This window comes from Phaeobacter sp. A36a-5a, from assembly GCF_037911135.1.
Taxonomy (GTDB): domain Bacteria; phylum Pseudomonadota; class Alphaproteobacteria; order Rhodobacterales; family Rhodobacteraceae; genus Phaeobacter; species Phaeobacter bryozoorum.
Map to the genome: position 1 here is coordinate 314,972 of NZ_JBBLYU010000003.1, position 17,141 is coordinate 332,112.

Genomic DNA, 17,141 nt, shown 5'->3' on the forward strand with positions numbered 1-17,141 from the left:
GATCACTCCACCAACAGTTCGCGGAGGACCGCATTCAAGACTGCACGACCGGAATCGGTTGCCCGCAGACGGTTGCCCGAAATCTCGATCATACCGATATCTGCCAAGTCTGAGATACGTTCAGCAGGAAGTGATCGGCCGGAGATTTCCTGAAAGCGATCACTATCTAGCCCCTCGACAAGCCGCATGCCCATCATCATGTATTCGGCGCTAGACTCTTCTGATGTCAATTGCGTGCGGCTGGTCTCACCGGTTGTGCGTTCGGCGGCATTGAGCCAGGCACCGGGTTGAAGATAGGTTTCAGTAGCATATCGCTGACCTCCAATGGTGAGGCGTCCATGGGCGCCCGGACCAATACCAAGGTAATCACCATACCGCCAATAGATCAGATTGTGTCGGGACTCCGCACCGGGTCGTGCATGATTGGAGATTTCATAAGCGGGTAAGCCATGATTGTCGCAGATTTCTTGTGTCGCTAGATACATCTCTGCTGCGTTGTCATCACTGGGAAGATCCCGCAGCTTGCCCTTGGCATAGCGATCCCCAAAGGCGGTACCTTCCTCAATTGTCAGCTGGTAGAGAGAAAGATGATCAATGGCCATCGACAAGGCCTGATCAAGCTCCTGTCGCCAGTCGGTGAGTGTTTGGCCCTGTCGGGCATAGATCAGATCGAAACTGACTCGGTCAAAGCAGTTTCGAGCCACATCAAACGCCTTCTGCGCCTCGGCGACGTTGTGCAAACGCCCCAAGCGGCGTAGGTCATCGTCGTTAAGTGCCTGAATACCCATAGAAATCCGATTGACGCCGGCATCTCGGTAACCAGCAAAGCGACCGGCTTCGACCGAGGTCGGATTTGCTTCAAGCGATATCTCTATGTCATTGGAAAAAGGCCATATTTCACGCGCCGTTTCGATGATGGAGGCGACAGTATCCGGATGCATCAGCGACGGCGTACCGCCTCCGAAGAAGATAGTGTTCAAGACACGACCAGAAAGCTCTGGAGCAGCGCGCAGCATCTCTGCGCGATAGGCGGCGGCCCATCTGGTTTGATCAATCTGCGCCGTGACATGGCTGTTGAAATCGCAGTAGGGGCATTTGGCCTGGCAGAACGGCCAGTGGATATAAAGCCCAAAACCCCCGTTGCGCCAATCATCCACCGAAACAAGCCTCGACGAATTTGGCAACGGCCTGGCCGCGGTGGCTGATCTTGTTCTTGGCCCAGCGATCCATTTCGGCGCAGGTCTGATCATGACCATCAGGTTGGAACATTGGATCGTAGCCAAAGCCGTCCTTGCCCCGAATGGGCCAGACGAGTTGTCCGGGCATCACACCTTCAAAGACCTCATCATGACCATCTGGCCAGGCCAGAACCAAAGTGCAGCGGAATTGGGCGAGCCGCGGGTGGGGGGCTTGTTTCGCTTCCAGTTCATTATGGGCACGCGTCATTGCCATCATGAAATCGCGTCCGTCACCGGTTTCTGCCCAGTCGGCAGTATACACTCCGGGGGCGCCGTCGAGCGCATCAATGGTGATACCCGAGTCATCGGACAGGGCGGGTAGGCCGGTCGCCTTTGCGGCGGCATGGGCCTTGATCCGCGCATTTCCGACAAAGGTATCTTCTGTCTCGGCCGGCTCGGGCAGGTCCATTTCGTCGGCACCAATTACCGTGACGCCAAACGGCTGGAGGAGATGCTTCATCTCCTCCAGCTTGCCTTTGTTGTGTGTGGCGACAAGCAGGCGGTCGCCGGCAAACTTGCGTGTCATGCGCAGGCTGCCTTTTGCATCTCGGCCAGTTCAGCGGTGCCTTTGGTCGCCAAATCCATCAGGGTGTTCAATTGCTCACGGCTGAACATGGATCCTTCGGCGGACATCTGGACTTCGATCAACTGGCCCGATCCAGTCATGATGAAATTGCCATCGACGCCGGCTTCGGAATCCTCCGGGTAGTCGAGATCCAGGACAGGTTGGCCTGCATAGATACCGCAGGAAACGGCCGCGACGGGATCAACAAGCGGGTCTATCTTGACCTCACCTGTCTTCATCAGCTTGTTAACTGCAAGCCGCAATGCCACCCAACCACCGGTGATCGACGCACAGCGCGTGCCGCCGTCTGCCTGGAGGACATCGCAGTCGATGCTGATCTGCCGTTCGCCAAGCGCGACTCGGTCAACACCTGCGCGCAGGGCACGACCGATGAGGCGCTGGATTTCGACAGTGCGGCCACCCTGTTTCCCCATTGCGGCTTCACGGCGCATACGGGTGTTCGTGGCACGGGGCAGCATCCCATATTCTGCGGTGACCCAGCCCAACCCGGTGCCTTTGATAAAGGGCGGAACGCGGTCCTCGATGGTTGCGGTACACAGCACATGGGTGTCGCCCATTTTGATCAGGCAGGACCCTTCGGCGTGTTTGGTGAAGCCTGTTTCGATGGAAACGGCGCGCATTTGGTTCAAGTCTCGTCCAGAGGGTCGCATGGGTCATCCTTTGTTTGCTTACCAATCGGGATAGCGCCCGCAGGGTTGACGATGCAAGCATGATTGACCTTTTGATGCTGCGCTCTTTAATGACAAGGGTAGGGGCGGGCGAAGCCTTGCGCAGAAACGGCAGCGACCACACATAGAGTGCGATGAACAGCAGTAGTGACATTCTGAAGGATATGAACGACCGGTCGCGGGACGTGTTCCGCGCTGTCGTGGAATCCTATCTTGAGACGGGAGATCCGGTTGGCAGCCGTACCCTGACGCGCTCCCTGAACGAGAAGGTAAGCGCCGCCACGGTGCGTAACGTGATGCAGGATCTGGAGCATCTGGGGTTGCTGAACAGTCCGCACACCAGTGCCGGGCGGGTGCCAACACAGGTCGGTTTGCGGATGTTTGTTGATGGTCTGTTGGAGGTCGGTGATCTCAATAATCAGGATCGTCAAAAAATTGATGAAACCATGGGTACGAATTCCGGGACCGGGTCCGCAGGTCTTGCAGGTATGTTGGATCGTGTCGGCTCCGCGCTGTCAGGCGTGACACGGGGAGCATCTCTAGTGCTGACGCCCAAGCACGAGGCAGAGATCCGGCACATCGAATTCGTCACCCTGGCCCATGATCGCGCTCTGGTCGTGCTGGTGTTCTCAGACGGCCACGTGGAAAATCGTCTGTTCACGCCACCGCCGGGGCAAACGCCAAGTTCGATGCGGGAGGCGGCAAATTTTCTGAACGCTTTGATCGAAGGGCGCACATTGGGCGATGTGCGCGGTGCGATACAGGAAGAGATCAAGGCCCGTCAGCAGCAGATCGACGTTCTGGCCCGTGAAATGATCGAAAGCGGTCTGGCGGCCTGGGAGGATGAGGGCAGCGATACGGCGCGACTGATTGTGCGCGGCCGGGCGAATCTGCTGTCGGAAGGGGGGGCGGCTGAGGAGCTGGACCGGATCCGAAACCTGTTTGATGACCTCGAACGGAAGCGCGATATCGAGGAGTTTCTCCAGCTGACCGAGGATGGCGAAGGTGTGCGCATTTTTATCGGTTCGGAGAACAAACTTTTTTCACTTTCGGGTTCCTCTTTGGTGGTGTCTCCCTATATGAACGCGGATCGAAAGATCATTGGTGCGGTGGGTGTCATTGGCCCGACCCGCCTGAATTACGGCCGGATCGTGCCGATTGTGGACTATACGGCGCAACTGGTCGGGAAGCTTCTTTCCGACCGGACTTAGAGGTGAAATATGGCAGAGCCCAAGAACGACGATTTTTTGGACGACATCACAGAAGCCGAAGCGGAAGAGCTCTCTGCGCAGACTGAAGAATATGATGATGCTGCACTGGAATTGGACAGCCTGCGTGCCGAACGGGATGAACTGAAAGACCGTTTCATGCGCGCGCTGGCGGATGCGGAAAACGCCCGCAAGCGCGGCGACAAGGCGCGTCGCGAAGCTGAGCAATACGGTGGGTCCAAACTGGCACGTGACATGCTGCCGGTATACGATAACATGAAACGCGCGATTGAAGCGGCGACCGATGAGCAGCGTGAAGTTTCTGCAGCGCTGATCGAAGGCGTCGAACTCACCATGCGGGCGCTGCTCGGCGTGTTTGAAAAACATGGTATGCAGGTCATCGCGCCGGAAGTGGGCGATAGATTCGACCCGCAGGTGCATGAAGCCATGTTCGAAGCTCCGGTTCCGGGAACCAAAGCCGGCGATATCATTCAGGTATCTGCCGAGGGGTTCATGCTGCACGACCGTCTTCTGCGCCCCGCGCAGGTTGGCGTGTCTTCGACACCGGCAGGTTGATACCGGCGGTCGTAGGCGGGCCTATGGCCCGTGCCTGCGGCGCGAGTATTTTTAGAAAGATGACAAGCGGCCCTTGGTGATCCAAGCTGGCCGCTTTTCTATGTCAGCTCGCGGCCTCCTTCAGGCGGTAGAGTGCCTCCAGCGCCTCTCTTGGTGAGAGATCGTCAGGGTGGATGTCGCCCAGGAGCTGTTCCAATTGTGACGGGCCTGCCGGAGCTTTCGGTTGCGGAGGCGGGGCGGCTGCAAACAGCGGCAAATCGTCGATCTGAATTTTGCCGGCGCCACTGCGGCTGCCTTCCTCCAGCATGTCGAGCACATCGCGCGCCCGGGTGACAACGCTTGCCGGGAGCCCTGCGAGCTGGGCCACCTGTACCCCGTAGGAGCGATCTGCTGCGCCTTTCTTCACCTCGTGAAGGAAGATCACATCGCCTTCCCATTCCTTGACTGAAACCGTGGCATTCTCGACGCCAGGCAATTTGCCAGCGAGCTGGGTCAGCTCGTGATAATGGGTGGCAAACAGCGCCCGGGCTCGGTTGACCTCATGCAGGTGTTCCAGTGTTGCCCAGGCAATCGAGAGGCCGTCATAGGTTGCGGTGCCGCGTCCGATTTCATCGAGGATCACCAGCGCCCGGTCATCCGCCTGATTGAGGATTGCTGCGGTTTCGACCATTTCCACCATAAAGGTTGACCGGCCCCGTGCGAGATCGTCTGAGGCACCGACACGGCTGAACAATTGGCTGATCAGCCCGATATGAGCGCTGTCGGCGGGTACATAGCTGCCGATTTGCGCGAGTATGGCGATCAAGGCATTCTGGCGCAGAAAGGTTGATTTGCCGGCCATATTCGGGCCGGTCAGCAACCAGATCGCGGCACCACCGTTGGCCGTGAGTGCACAGTCATTTGCCACAAATGAAGTCCCACCCTGCTGGCGCAGGGCCTGTTCCACAACTGGGTGCCGTCCACCGGTGATGTCAAAGGCTCGGGAGTTATCAACCGATGGTCGTTGCCAGTTCTCACCTAGGGCCAGATCGGCAAGCGCTGTAACAAGATCCAGTTCCGCCAACCCGCGCGCGGCAGCATTCAATCTCGCGGCATGGTCGAGAATAGCGCAGGAAAGCCTTGTATAGAGCCGTTTCTCTATTTCCAAGGCGAGGTTGCCCGCGTTCAGGATGCGTGTTTCGATCTCACTGAGTTCGACAGTGGTGAAACGCACCTGATTGGCGGTGGTCTGGCGATGAATATATGTCTCTGACAATGGGGCAGAGAGCATTTTCTCGGCATGGGTTGCCGTGGTTTCAATGAAGTAGCCCAGCACATTATTGTGCTTGATCTTCAACGAGGTGATACCGGTGTGGTCCGAGTATTTCTTTTGCAGGGCCGCAATGACGGACCGCCCTTCGTCGCGCAGCGTGCGGGCTTCGTCCAGATCGCTGTCGTAGCCTTCGGCAATGAAACCGCCGTCGCGCGCCAAAAGTGGCGGTTCTGCGATCAGCGCTGCGTCAAGGAGGGGGAGGAGATCATCAAACCCGGTCAGGCCAGCGAGTGCCTGCTGCAACAGCTCAGGCATCTCCATCGTCGCGCAGAGATTGGAAATCGCCTCCGCCTGGATCAGCGTATTGCGTACGGCGGCGAGGTCTCGGGGGCCGCCACGCTCAAGCGCAAGGCGGGAGAGTGCCCGATCAAGATCAGGTGTCTTGCGCAGGGTGGCCCTCAGAGATTGGGCCAGCTGCGTTTGCTCGACGATGAAGTCCAGAGACGCCAACCGCGCTCTGATCACATCGAGATTGCGGGAGGGGCTGGACAGCCGTTGTTCGAGCAGACGCCCACCGGCGGGCGTCACCGTACGATCAACCACTGAAAGCAACGAGCCGCTTCGCCCCCCGGTCATCGAGCGGGTGAGTTCCAGGCTGCGGCGGGTTGCGGCGTCAATCTGCACGACGCGGTCTTCGGCTTCCTGTACCGGTGGCTGAAGGAGGGGCAATTTGCCCTTCTGGGTGATATCAAGATAGTCGATCACCGCGCCCATCGCCGAAATCTCGGCGCGGCTGAAGGTGCCGTATGCCTCGAGCGTCGAGACCTTGAACAGATCACAGATACGTTTCTCAGCGGCGCTGCTGTCGAAGCTGGACTTGGCCAATGGGGTCACGGGGATCTGGTGGTCGTCAGCTATGGGACGCAGATGATCCAGCGCTGGGCCATCAGCCACAATCAGTTCGGAAGGGGCCAGACGCGCCAGTTCGGGCGATAGTCGTACGGCCGCGACTGGCATCACGTGAAATGCACCCGTCGAGATATCGGCCCAGGCAAGCGCCGCCACGTCGCGCAATTCGCAATAGGCGGTCAGAAAGTTATGACGACGCGCCTCCAGCAGGGAATCCTCGGTGATGGTGCCGGGTGTGACCAGTCGCACCACATCGCGTTTCACAACGGATTTGGACCCGCGTTTCTTGGCCTCTGCGGGGCTTTCGAGCTGTTCACCGACCGCCACGCGAAAGCCTTTGCGGATCAGCGTCAACAGGTATCCCTCCGCCGCATGGACGGGCACGCCGCACATCGGGATATCCTCGCCTTCGTGTTTACCGCGTTTGGTCAGCGCAATGTCGAGCGCTTCGGCAGCGTTTACAGCATCGTCGAAGAACATCTCGTAGAAATCACCCATGCGGTAGAACAGGAGGGCATCCGGGTACTGCGCCTTGATGTCGAGGTATTGGGCCATCATCGGCGTGACTGTGGACAAAGTTCGGCTCCGTAAAATGGGGGATTTGGTTGGCGCGACCTTACAAATCAGGCGACTGCGACGAAAGGTGAAAACGCAACTTCGTTGAGATGATGCGCGTGCTGAGCTATGACGCTTGGGACAGTGAGAGGACACCCAAAGCCAATGCCCAAAGCCAAGATTACCAACGAAGAGGCGCTTGCCTTCCATCTGGAACCGACACCCGGAAAATGGGAGATCAACGCAACGGTCCCGATGACCACGCAGCGCGATTTGTCGCTGGCTTACTCGCCCGGTGTAGCTGTGCCCTGCGAGGCGATCGCGGCGAACCCGGAGACGGCTTATGATTATACGAACAAGGGCAACCTTGTGGCCGTGATCTCCAACGGGACCGCGGTGCTGGGTTTGGGGAATCTGGGTGCGCTTGGATCCAAACCGGTAATGGAGGGCAAGTCGGTCCTGTTCAAACGATTTGCAGATGTGAATTCCATCGACATCGAGTTGGACACCGAGGATCCGGATGAGTTCATCAAGGCGGTGCGCCTGATGGGGCCGACGTTTGGCGGGATCAATCTTGAGGATATCAAGGCGCCGGAGTGTTTCATTATCGAGCAGAAGCTCAAGGAAGAGATGGATATCCCGGTCTTCCATGATGATCAGCACGGTACCGCTGTGATCTGCGCGGCCGGCCTGATCAATGCACTGCATATCTCTGGCAAGAAAATCGAGGATGTGAAGATCGTCCTCAATGGTGCCGGAGCTGCCGGCATTGCCTGTATCGAGCTCCTGAAAGCTATGGGCGCGCGGCATGAGAACTGTATCGTCTGTGATACCAAGGGCGTGATTTATCAGGGGCGCACCGAAGGTATGAACCAGTGGAAGTCAGCCCACGCCGTCAAGACGGAACTGCGCTCCCTGGAAGAGGCCATGAAGGACGCGGATGTGTTCCTTGGCGTTTCTGTCAAAGGGGCGGTGACACAGGACATGGTAAAATCCATGGCCGACAATCCGGTGATTTTTGCGATGGCAAACCCGGATCCGGAGATTACACCGGAAGAAGCCCATGAAGTGCGCGTTGATGCTATCGTCGCCACAGGCCGATCAGACTACCCCAATCAGGTGAACAACGTGCTGGGGTTCCCATATCTGTTCCGCGGCGCACTGGATATTCATGCGCGCGCCATCAACGACGAGATGAAAATTGCCTGCGCCCATGCCCTGGCAGGTCTTGCGCGTGAGGATGTGCCGGATGAGGTGGCGCTGGCCTATGGGAAATCGCTGTCCTTTGGCCGTGACTACATCATCCCGACTCCCTTTGATCCGCGTTTGATCCATCGCATTCCGCCAGCAGTTGCCAAGGCTGGTATGGACACTGGTGTCGCGCGTCGGCCGATCATAGATATGGATGCCTATGAGCACGGCCTGCGTGGTCGGATGGATCCGACTCAGTCGATCCTTCGCGGATTGAACGCGCGTGCACGCGCAGCGCAATCGCGGATGATCTTTGCCGAAGGTGACGATCCCCGCGTCTTGCGTGCGGCGGTGATGTATCAACGCTCCGGCTTTGGTAAGGCGCTGGTTGTTGGACGCCCCGATGATGTGCGTAGCAAGCTGGAAACAGCCGGGCTGGGGGATGCGGTACGTGAGTTGGAAATCGTGAACGCGGCCAATACTCAGCATTTCGAAACCTATAAGGACTTTCTTTATGAGCGGCTGAATCGCAAGGGGTTTGACCGTAAGGATGTTCACCGGCTGGTTGGCCGTGATCGCCATGTGTTCTCGGCCCTGATGCTTGCGCACGGGCATGGTGACGGCTTGGTCACCGGGGCGACGCGGAAGTCGGCGCATGTGCTGGACCAGATCAATCATGTGTTTGATGCGGATGCGACAAATGGATCGGCTGGTGTAACCGCACTGCTGCACAAGGGTCGTATCGTTCTGATCGGTGATACATTGGTGCATGAATGGCCGGATGAGAATGATCTCGCCAATATCGCCGAACATGCGGCCGGGGTGGCCCGTCATATGGGCCTGGAGCCACGGGTTGCGTTTGTGAGCTTCTCGACCTTTGGCTATCCGGTCTCCGAACGGGCCGAGAAAATGCACATCGCGCCGGCAGTTCTGGACAAGCGCGGCGTTGATTTTGAGTACGAAGGCGAAATGACGGTCGACGTGGCGCTGAACGCCAAGGCACAGGAGGCATATCCGTTCCAGCGTCTCACTGGTCCGGCCAATATCCTGATCGTGCCTGCGCGGCACTCTGCGTCGATCTCGGTCAAGTTGATGCAGGAAATGGGGGGCGCTACAGTTGTTGGTCCAATCCTGTCCGGTGTTGATAAACCGATCCAGATCTGCTCCACCACGTCGACTGCAAACGACATTCTGAACATGGCGGTTCTGGCTGCCTGCAACATCGGGTGATTTCATGGCGATCTGGAATTTGGGCTCAATCAACGCCGACATGATCTATGCGCTGCCTCACATGCCAGCTGCGGGGGAAACTCTTGCGGCGGAGGGGCTGGAGCAGTTCCTGGGCGGAAAGGGAGCAAATATGTCTGTGGCCGCCGCGCGCGCAGGCAGTCATGTCTGCCATCTTGGCGCGGTCGGACCGGACGGGGCCTGGGCCGTCACGCGGTTGTTGGAATATGGCGTCGACACGCGCCATATTGCGCAGCTGGAGGTGCCGACCGGCCATGCAATCATCGCGGTTGATCCGTCGGGCGAGAACCAGATTATCCTGTTTCCCGGGGCCAACCGTCAGATCGGCGAAGATCAGGTCGGCTCTGCGCTGTCAGAGGCGAGTGCGGGCGACATATTGGTGATGCAGAACGAGACCAACATGCAGGCCGAGGCTGCACGAATGGGTCGCGATCTTGGCCTGAAGGTTGCCTATGCCGCCGCGCCTTTTGATGCAGAGGCAGTCCAGGCGGTCCTGCCGTATCTCGACTATCTGTTCCTGAACGAGGTCGAAGCTGAACAGCTGCGTGAAGCGACCGGCAAGACGCCCGAAGCGCTGGGCGTGTCAGATGTTATCGTGACTCTGGGGGCCAAGGGCGCGCGCCATTATGCGTGCGAGAGTGGTGAAACCCACGATGTTGCAGCGCATTCGGTTGTTCCGGTCGACACAACGGGTGCCGGGGATACCTTCACGGGGTATGTGCTCTCGGGATTGGACCGTGGCATGCCGATGGCGCAGGCCTTGGCGCAGGCCAGTCGCGCAGCTGCATTGATGGTCACCCGCAAAGGCACCGCCGATGTGATCCCCGACCTGAAAGAGGTGCAAGACGCAAGTTTCTGACGACATCAATCAGTCAATATGAAAAAGGCGCGTGTTCCACCGCGCCTTTTTCGTGCAGTTATCCATGGTGCCGCACCTAGTGCTGCTTGGCAAAAGGCGCTGCGGCCCCCCATAGCTGCAATACCCTTGCATCGCGACCACAGGCCTGCCGATATCGCTTATACGCCTCCGATTGACGTTTGGGACCAAATCGCGTGAGCACCAGCCGGTTCCCTTTGTAATAATCCTGATGGTAGGCATCGGCGGGATAGAATGCCGTTGCAGGCAGGATCGGTGTGACGATGGCCTGACCGAGTTCTGCTTGCGCCTTGGCCTTGGCAGCCTCTGCGGCAGATTTCTGATCTGATCCAGAGACGAATATGGCCGTTCTGTAGCTGTCGCCGCGGTCGCAGAACTGACCACCGGCATCTGTCGGATCAACTGACCTCAGGAACATGGACAGCAACTGATGGCGCGTAACTTTTTGGGGGTCAAACCGGATTTGAACCGCTTCGTAGTGACCGGTGCCGCCGGCGGTGACCTGTTTGTACGTAGGTGATGGCACGCTGCCGCCCGTGAAGCCGGATACTGCCGAGAGAACACCTGGAACGCTTTCAAAATCGCTTTCCACGCACCAGAAGCAGCCACCCGCCACGGTCAGGGTTTCGACGTTCTGGGCATGGGCCTGATGACCTTTCAAGGCCACGGCCAGCACCATGAACAAGGTCAGTACGATTGGTCTAAGGGATTTGGTCGAACGCATCATGGCCTCCATCGTTGCTCTACTGTGGCTCGGGGCTCTTTCGGGCTCAATCACATGACATGGTTTGTCACGGCTTGGTGACGGGAAGTTACCGCTTGGAAATGGGATCCAATGCTTCTAGCGTGCGCCTCGCAGGAGGAGCAGATGACCAAGAAAATGAGTACGCACCAAGCGGAAGAAGATCAGCGCAACGAAGAGATCCTGATCTATCTGAACGGCGAGATTGTTCCGAAAGCTGACGCCAAGGTCAGCGTCTATGACAGCGGTTTCATGCTGGGTGACGGCGTTTGGGAGGGGCTGCGCCTCTATGATGGGACCTGGGCCTTCATGGATGAGCATCTGGACCGCCTGTTCGAGGCTGCAAAGGCGATTGATCTGGATATCGGCATGTCCCCTGATCAGGTCAAACAGGTCGTGCTGGACACGCAGAAAGCCAATGGTATGACCACAGATGCCCATGCGCGGCTGATGGTGACACGCGGCGTGAAAACTCGGCCTTTTCAACATCCCTCGCTGTCGCAGCAGGGACCGACCTTCACCATCATCATGGAGCATTCGCGCCCTCACCTGCCGCGCCCGATCCGGCTGGCAACCGTGCCACATCTGCGCGGACTGCCGATGACGCAGGATCCGAAGCTGAATTCGCATTCCAAGCTCAACTGCATCTTGGCCTGTATCGCAGCCGAGAAGGCGGGCGCCGACGAAGGGCTGATGCTGGACGTGAACGGCTTTGTGAACACGACGAACGCCTGCAATTTCTTTATCGTGCGCAAAGGTGAAGTTTGGACCTCGACCGGTGACTACTGCATGAACGGGATCACCCGACAGAAGGTGATCGACCTGTGCCGCGCCAACGACATCCCTGTCTTTGAGCGCAACTATTCACTGGTGGATACCTACGGCGCGGAAGAGGCTTTCCTGACCGGAACCTTTGGTGCGCAGACGCCCGTGGGCGAGATTGATGGTCGCCAGATCGGTGAGGGTGCCATGGGGCCTGTGACCGAGCGGATCCGCTCGCTCTACAAGGATCTCATCGCGCGGGAGTGCGCCTGATGCGGATTGCGATGTGGTCAGGGCCGCGCAATCTGTCGACGGCGATGATGTATGCCTTTGGCAATCGCGGCGATTGTGCTGTGGTGGATGAACCTTTTTATGCGGCGTATCTGGCGAAAACGGGACTGGAGCACCCAATGCGCGCCGAGATCCTGGAGAGCCAGCCACAGGAGCCGGCAGCGGTCGTGGATTTGTTGCTGGGGCCGGTCCCGGCTGCAAAACCGTTTTTCTATCAGAAGCACATGACGCAGCATATGATCGAGGGCATACCCCGTGACTGGATGCGTGAGGTCACAAATGTGTTTCTGATCCGCCATCCGGCGCGGGTCATTGCCTCCTACGCGGAGAAACGGGAAAATCCGACGTTGGATGACATAGGGTTTCGCCAGCAGGCGGAATTGCTCGATCTGGTCCAGAGTTGGGGTCAGAGTCCGGTGGTTCTGGACAGCAACGATATTCGCAGAGATCCCGCGCAGATGCTGGAACGGCTCTGTGACAGGATCGAGATGCCGTTTTCCCCGAAGATGCTGTCATGGCCCATGGGCGGACACAAGGATGACGGCATCTGGGCAGCACATTGGTATGGATCTGTCTGGCAGTCGACGAAATTCGCAGGACCAGAAGGACCGTTGCCCGAGGTTCCGGATGAACTGCAACCGGTTCTGCAAGCGGCATTGCCCTATTACGAGCAGCTGCAAACGACAAAGATCTGACGGAAGGGAACCAGGGGGGCGCTGCCCCCTCGCGCCTGCGGCGCTTCACCCCCGGAGTATTTTTGGAAAGATGACAGGCCGCAGGGCTGCGTCGTGATCAGCCGATCAGCTTGCCCAGTTTCATTGCCACAGCCATATCACCTGAAATTTTCAGTTTGCCCATCATCACGCCAGTCATCGGGTTCAGTTTTCCGGTGAGCAGCTTCTTCAGGTTTTCGGTACTGATGCGGATGGTGCAGTCGGTGTCACGGTTTTCTGTCGTGGCATCGCCATCTGCGAGAACGATGACGCCATCGTCGCCGCAATCGAATTTCAACGAACCGTCAAAGTTTTTCCCGGTCAGCCCGGCGCGGATACCATCCGCCAGCGGTTGAAGTGCCATCGTCTCCCCCTCGGTATCTTTGCGCCAAGGGTTAGGCATCCGTCTGTCAGCAGGCAAGGGTGACCAAAGGGGAGGTTACGTCAGCTTTCAAGACAGGCTGCTACGGGTGACCGGGCAGGGGGTTCCGTCGAAAAACGTCTCTAATACTTGTGAAAACACATCTGGTGCGCCAGGAACGGCAGCAAAGAGCGTCATTGATGAGCAGAGTTTCCTGGCGTCAGTTTCGCCGAGGATGGACGCGGCGCTGCGGTCTTTGTGGGTGAGCAGCAGCTCGCTCGCCTCGGTCAACCGCGCGTTCAGGACCGGATGGGCCAGATACGCGGTGGCCTCCGTCAGATCCTCGATCCCGTAGAGCTGCGCCATATGGGACTGGCCAAGGTCAGCAAGCTGGGGAAAGACGAACCACATCCAGTGGCTCGTCTTTTTACCGGCGGAGAGTTCGGCGCGGACATCGTTCCAAACGGTGTCCTGCGCCTCGACGAACATCTCCATCTCTTCGGTCAGATCGTCGTCTATATCATCTTCGATATCGACGCGGTCGCTCATTTCTTCAACCGGCGCTCGCGAGCGGCGAGAAGTTTCAGCCGCAGCGCGTTGAGCTGGATGAAGCCCGCTGCGTCCTTCTGATCATAGGCACCTGCGTCTTCCTCGAAGGTGACATGTGCTTCGGAGTAGAGCGAGTGATCTGACCAGCGGCCTACGGTGGATACGGAACCTTTGTACAGTTTAACACGTACGGTGCCGGTGACATGTTCCTGGCTGCGGTCGATGGCGGCTTGCAGCATTTCGCGCTCGGGCGAGTACCAGAAACCATTGTAGATCAGCTCGGCATATTGCGGCATTAGCTGGTCTTTCAGGTGCATTGCGCCCCGGTCCATCGTGATGGACTCAATGCCGCGGTGGGCTTCGAGGAGGATGGTGCCGCCCGGTGTCTCATAGATGCCGCGGGATTTCATGCCAACAAACCGGCCTTCGACCAGATCGAGACGACCGATGCCGTGCTTGCCGCCGTATTCGTTCAGTTTGGTGAGAATGGTCGCGGGTGACATTGCCTCGCCGTTGATGCTGACGGCGTCACCTTTTTCAAAGCCGATCTCGATGAATTCAGCTTCATTCGGAGCATCCTCCGGGTGGACGGTGCGCTGATAGACATAGTCAGGCGCCGCCACGGCGGGGTCTTCCAGCACCTTGCCTTCGGAGGAGGTGTGCAGAAGGTTCGCATCCACGGAGAAGGGGGCTTCGCCACGTTTGTCCTTGGCCACAGGGATCTGGTGCGCCTCTGCGAATTCTAGCAGACGGGTGCGCGAGGTCAGATCCCATTCGCGCCAGGGGGCGATCACCTTGATATCAGGGTTCAGCGCATAGGCTGCCAGTTCGAACCGGACCTGATCGTTGCCCTTGCCGGTGGCGCCATGAGCAACCGCATCGGCGCCGGTTGCCTCGGCAATCTCGACCAGACGCTTGGAGATCAGCGGACGCGCGATGGAGGTGCCCAGCAGGTAGAGGCCTTCATAGACGGCATTGGCGCGGAACATCGGGAAGACGAAGTCCCGCACGAATTCTTCCCGTACGTCTTCGATGTAGATGTTCTCTGGTTTGATGCCCAGCAGCTCTGCCTTCTGGCGGGCAGGTTCCAGTTCCTCACCCTGGCCGAGATCGGCGGTGAAGGTCACAACCTCACAACCGTATTCGGTCTGCAGCCATTTCAGAATGATTGACGTATCAAGGCCGCCGGAGTAGGCGAGGACAACTTTCTTGGGCGCGGACATGGGATTTCCTCTTGATCAGAACGCCAGCGGCCTATCCGGTTTTTGACAGAAGAGCAAGGTTTTCCCCATATCGGAACCGGAGTGTCCGCATATTGGTCGCGTGCGACGATTGAGCAGTATTGGAGTCTGAATAGATGATCGGCTGGACGCTATTTCTACACTCGGTAAGCATGGTGCAGCGGAATTTGCCGCAGCTTCTGAAGATCTTCCTTGTTCCCTCGCTGATTGCCATGGGGATTGCCTATTTGCTTCTTGGCGGTCTTTTTGGTGGCGGCTGGATGCAGGAGCAGAGGGGGGAGGGCCCGCAATTATTTGCAGTTCTGTGGCGCATTGTAGGGATGTGGATAGTGGTTGGTGTGATCGGGGCATGGACCGCGGTCGTCTGGCATCGCTATGTCTTGTTGGAGGAACACCCCAACGGCTGGCTGCCATCTTTCTACAAAGCTGAGGTCGGCAACTACATCATTGGTCTGATCAAGCTGATCGCTATCGGTACCGTTGTAGTCGGCGTGGTGATGTTTATCGGCATTGCCCTGATTAGCGGAATGGGGATGGTTGGCCTCGCTTTCCTGCTCGTCATCGCCATATTGATTGCCGTCTTCATGTATCGGATTGTTCTGATCCTACCTGCGGCAGCGCTGGGCAAACCACTTGGGATAGGTGAGTCGTTTGAGTTGACGGTAGGAGCTTTTGGAACGCTGTTTGTCCTCGCGCTTTGCCTTTTTGGTCTGCAATTGCTGTCCGAACTGATCCTGTATCTGCTGGCCGATGCCGTGTTGATTGCTATTGTTCTGCAGCTGATATTTTCGGTTGGACTTGCAGTATTGAATATCAGTGCTCTCACTACACTATACGGCTACTACGTCGAGAAACGTGCGATCTGATCTGCGGTATTCTTCAGTATGCTTTGATCCTGCCCCCTTGTCATGGGGGCGGGGTTGGGTCACTCAAGTGGCATGAGTGATTTTCAGACCCAGGCCCGGGCCGCCGAACAGGCCATGCGCGCGATTTTCCCTGCCACGCCGCTGCAGCGCAGCACGCTGCTGTCGGAACGGTTCGATGCGGATATCTACCTGAAACGAGAAGATCTGAGCCCGGTGCGGTCCTACAAGATCCGCGGTGCGTTTAATGCAATGCGTAAGCAGCTGGACCAGTCGCTGTTTGTCTGTGCGTCAGCTGGAAATCATGCGCAGGGCGTTGCCTTTATGTGCCGCGAGCTGGACAAGCGCGGGGTGATCTTTATGCCGGTGACCACCCCTCAGCAGAAGATCCAGAAGACCCGCATGTTTGGCGGCGACAACGTCGAAATCCATCTGGTTGGCGACTATTTTGACGACACACTGTCGGCAGCTCAGACTTGGTGTGCAACGGAAGGCGGGCATTTTCTGTCACCATTTGATGATGATGATGTCATCGAAGGCCAGAGCTCCATCGCGGTCGAAATCGAGGCTCAGCTGGGCGCCGTTCCCGATCATGTGATCCTGCCGGTGGGCGGTGGTGGCATGTCGTCGGGCGTGGCCCGCTGGTTCGGCGACAAGGTGCATTGTCTTTTTGCAGAACCCTCTGGCGGCGCATGTCTGAGGGCGGCGCTAACTGCTGGACACCCGGTAGCACTGGACCATGTCGACACATTCGTCGATGGCGCCGCAGTTGGCCGCATCGGTGAGCGGCCGTTCGAGGTGCTGAAACATGTGCCCCTGCCGGACGTCCTGTCGATTGCCGAAGATCGGATCTGCACGACCATCCTTGAGATGTTGAACGTCGAAGGTGTGGTTCTGGAACCGGCTGGCGCGCTGGCGATCGAAGCCTTGCGCGATGTACGCTCCTGGATCCGTGGCAAGACGGTGGTCTGTCTCACGTCGGGCGGCAACTTTGACTTCGAGCGGTTGCCAGAAGTGAAGGAACGAGCGCAGCGCTATATGGGATTGAAAAAGTATTTCCTTTTGCGCTTGCCGCAGCGACCCGGGGCACTGAAGGAGTTCCTGGGTATTCTGGGGCCAGAGGATGATATCGCCCGGTTCGAATATATGAAGAAATCAGCGCGCAACTTCGGTTCTGTTTTGATTGGTATAGAAACCAAGCGACCTGAGAATTTCGCTGATCTCTACGTCCGGTTGGATGCTGCCGGCTTTGCCTATACCGACATCACCAGCGATGAAACCCTGGCGCAATTCGTGATCTGAGTAGGTACT

General features: G+C 57.9%; 16 protein-coding genes. 8 read left to right on the forward strand and 8 right to left on the reverse strand.

Annotation, left to right across the window (positions count from 1 at the left end; genetic code table 11):
- Positions 1–2: 2 nt before the first annotated feature.
- Genes hemW through rph form a run of 3 tightly spaced genes read right to left on the reverse strand, consistent with a single transcriptional unit; the run spans position 3 to position 2,474 of the window.
- Positions 3–1,157, reverse strand: a complete 1,155-nt coding sequence (gene hemW / locus WLQ66_RS14970; RefSeq protein WP_340547124.1) for a radical SAM family heme chaperone HemW — start codon at positions 1,155–1,157, stop codon at positions 3–5.
- Positions 1,150–1,764, reverse strand: coding sequence for an RdgB/HAM1 family non-canonical purine NTP pyrophosphatase (rdgB, locus tag WLQ66_RS14975; RefSeq protein WP_340547125.1), 615 nt, complete (start codon positions 1,762–1,764; stop codon positions 1,150–1,152). Before rdgB ends, hemW begins: the two co-directional genes overlap by 8 nt.
- Entirely contained in the window at positions 1,761–2,474 is a 714-nt protein-coding gene (rph, locus tag WLQ66_RS14980) for a ribonuclease PH (protein WP_102855693.1), read from the reverse strand. Before rph ends, rdgB begins: the two co-directional genes overlap by 4 nt.
- A 152-nt stretch (positions 2,475–2,626) precedes the next feature.
- Between rph and hrcA the strand changes: the two genes are divergently transcribed.
- Complete coding sequence (gene hrcA, locus WLQ66_RS14985) at positions 2,627–3,703, forward strand: heat-inducible transcriptional repressor HrcA (RefSeq protein WP_340547126.1); 1,077 nt, start codon at positions 2,627–2,629, stop codon at positions 3,701–3,703.
- A gap of 9 nt (positions 3,704–3,712) precedes the next feature.
- Positions 3,713–4,276: a nucleotide exchange factor GrpE gene (locus WLQ66_RS14990; RefSeq protein ID WP_340547127.1), complete on the forward strand. Its 564-nt coding sequence runs from the start codon at positions 3,713–3,715 to the stop codon at positions 4,274–4,276.
- A gap of 103 nt (positions 4,277–4,379) precedes the next feature.
- Here the strand turns inward: WLQ66_RS14990 and mutS are convergent, their stop codons facing one another.
- Positions 4,380–6,995 (reverse strand): DNA mismatch repair protein MutS, encoded by a 2,616-nt coding sequence (gene mutS / locus WLQ66_RS14995; RefSeq protein WP_340547255.1) that lies wholly within the window; start codon positions 6,993–6,995, stop codon positions 4,380–4,382.
- Positions 6,996–7,157: 162 nt separating this feature from the next.
- Here mutS and WLQ66_RS15000 point away from each other — a divergent pair, with 162 nt between their 5' ends.
- Positions 7,158–9,413 carry an NADP-dependent malic enzyme gene (locus tag WLQ66_RS15000; protein ID WP_340547128.1) on the forward strand — a complete coding sequence of 752 codons (2,256 nt, stop codon included), beginning with the start codon at positions 7,158–7,160 and terminating at the stop codon, positions 9,411–9,413.
- A gap of 4 nt (positions 9,414–9,417) precedes the next feature.
- Complete coding sequence (locus WLQ66_RS15005) at positions 9,418–10,290, forward strand: ribokinase (protein ID WP_340547129.1); 873 nt, start codon at positions 9,418–9,420, stop codon at positions 10,288–10,290.
- Positions 10,291–10,366: 76 nt separating this feature from the next.
- On the opposite strand, the gene msrA is transcribed toward WLQ66_RS15005, so the two are convergent.
- Entirely contained in the window at positions 10,367–11,032 is a 666-nt protein-coding gene (gene msrA / locus WLQ66_RS15010; protein ID WP_340547256.1) for a peptide-methionine (S)-S-oxide reductase MsrA, read from the reverse strand.
- A 144-nt stretch (positions 11,033–11,176) separates the two neighbouring features.
- Here msrA and WLQ66_RS15015 point away from each other — a divergent pair, with 144 nt between their 5' ends.
- Positions 11,177–12,085: a D-amino acid aminotransferase gene (locus WLQ66_RS15015; protein WP_340547130.1), complete on the forward strand. Its 909-nt coding sequence runs from the start codon at positions 11,177–11,179 to the stop codon at positions 12,083–12,085.
- A complete protein-coding gene (locus WLQ66_RS15020) occupies positions 12,085–12,798 on the forward strand; it encodes a sulfotransferase-like domain-containing protein (RefSeq protein WP_340547131.1) in 714 nt (237 codons plus the stop codon). Before WLQ66_RS15015 ends, WLQ66_RS15020 begins: the two co-directional genes overlap by 1 nt.
- Positions 12,799–12,895: 97 nt before the next feature.
- Here WLQ66_RS15020 and WLQ66_RS15025 read toward each other — a convergent pair whose 3' ends face one another.
- The 3 genes from WLQ66_RS15025 to WLQ66_RS15035 form a co-directional block, all read right to left on the reverse strand.
- A complete protein-coding gene (locus WLQ66_RS15025) occupies positions 12,896–13,180 on the reverse strand; it encodes an SCP2 sterol-binding domain-containing protein (protein ID WP_340547132.1) in 285 nt (94 codons plus the stop codon).
- A gap of 87 nt (positions 13,181–13,267) precedes the next feature.
- Complete coding sequence (locus tag WLQ66_RS15030; RefSeq protein ID WP_340547133.1) at positions 13,268–13,726, reverse strand: DUF1810 domain-containing protein; 459 nt, start codon at positions 13,724–13,726, stop codon at positions 13,268–13,270.
- Complete coding sequence (locus tag WLQ66_RS15035) at positions 13,723–14,949, reverse strand: argininosuccinate synthase (protein ID WP_340547134.1); 1,227 nt, start codon at positions 14,947–14,949, stop codon at positions 13,723–13,725. The genes WLQ66_RS15030 and WLQ66_RS15035 overlap by 4 nt, the downstream gene beginning before the upstream one ends.
- Before the next feature lie 134 nt (positions 14,950–15,083).
- On the opposite strand from WLQ66_RS15035, the gene WLQ66_RS15040 reads away from it, so the two are divergent.
- A complete protein-coding gene (locus WLQ66_RS15040; protein ID WP_340547135.1) occupies positions 15,084–15,833 on the forward strand; it encodes a hypothetical protein in 750 nt (249 codons plus the stop codon).
- A 72-nt stretch (positions 15,834–15,905) separates the two neighbouring features.
- Positions 15,906–17,132 carry a threonine ammonia-lyase IlvA gene (gene ilvA, locus WLQ66_RS15045; protein WP_340547136.1) on the forward strand — a complete coding sequence of 409 codons (1,227 nt, stop codon included), beginning with the start codon at positions 15,906–15,908 and terminating at the stop codon, positions 17,130–17,132.
- The last annotated feature ends 9 nt before the right edge of the window (positions 17,133–17,141 follow it).

What these genes read in the sequence shown, in the direction of transcription:
- WLQ66_RS15035 (WP_340547134.1), bottom strand. Translation starts at nt 14,949, where the DNA reads ATGTCCGCGCCCAAGAAAGTTGTCCTCGCCTACTCCGGCGGCCTTGAT.
- WLQ66_RS15040 (WP_340547135.1), top strand. Translation starts at nt 15,084, where the DNA reads ATGATCGGCTGGACGCTATTTCTACACTCGGTAAGCATGGTGCAGCGG.
- WLQ66_RS15025 (WP_340547132.1), bottom strand. Translation starts at nt 13,180, where the DNA reads ATGGCACTTCAACCGCTGGCGGATGGTATCCGCGCCGGGCTGACCGGG.
- WLQ66_RS15020 (WP_340547131.1), top strand. Translation starts at nt 12,085, where the DNA reads ATGCGGATTGCGATGTGGTCAGGGCCGCGCAATCTGTCGACGGCGATG.
- ilvA (WP_340547136.1), top strand. Translation starts at nt 15,906, where the DNA reads ATGAGTGATTTTCAGACCCAGGCCCGGGCCGCCGAACAGGCCATGCGC.
- mutS (WP_340547255.1), bottom strand. Translation starts at nt 6,995, where the DNA reads ATGATGGCCCAATACCTCGACATCAAGGCGCAGTACCCGGATGCCCTC.
- WLQ66_RS15015 (WP_340547130.1), top strand. Translation starts at nt 11,177, where the DNA reads ATGACCAAGAAAATGAGTACGCACCAAGCGGAAGAAGATCAGCGCAAC.
- WLQ66_RS15030 (WP_340547133.1), bottom strand. Translation starts at nt 13,726, where the DNA reads ATGAGCGACCGCGTCGATATCGAAGATGATATAGACGACGATCTGACC.
- WLQ66_RS14990 (WP_340547127.1), top strand. Translation starts at nt 3,713, where the DNA reads ATGGCAGAGCCCAAGAACGACGATTTTTTGGACGACATCACAGAAGCC.
- WLQ66_RS15000 (WP_340547128.1), top strand. Translation starts at nt 7,158, where the DNA reads ATGCCCAAAGCCAAGATTACCAACGAAGAGGCGCTTGCCTTCCATCTG.
- hrcA (WP_340547126.1), top strand. Translation starts at nt 2,627, where the DNA reads ATGAACAGCAGTAGTGACATTCTGAAGGATATGAACGACCGGTCGCGG.
- WLQ66_RS15005 (WP_340547129.1), top strand. Translation starts at nt 9,418, where the DNA reads ATGGCGATCTGGAATTTGGGCTCAATCAACGCCGACATGATCTATGCG.
- rdgB (WP_340547125.1), bottom strand. Translation starts at nt 1,764, where the DNA reads ATGACACGCAAGTTTGCCGGCGACCGCCTGCTTGTCGCCACACACAAC.
- msrA (WP_340547256.1), bottom strand. Translation starts at nt 11,032, where the DNA reads ATGCGTTCGACCAAATCCCTTAGACCAATCGTACTGACCTTGTTCATG.
- rph (WP_102855693.1), bottom strand. Translation starts at nt 2,474, where the DNA reads ATGCGACCCTCTGGACGAGACTTGAACCAAATGCGCGCCGTTTCCATC.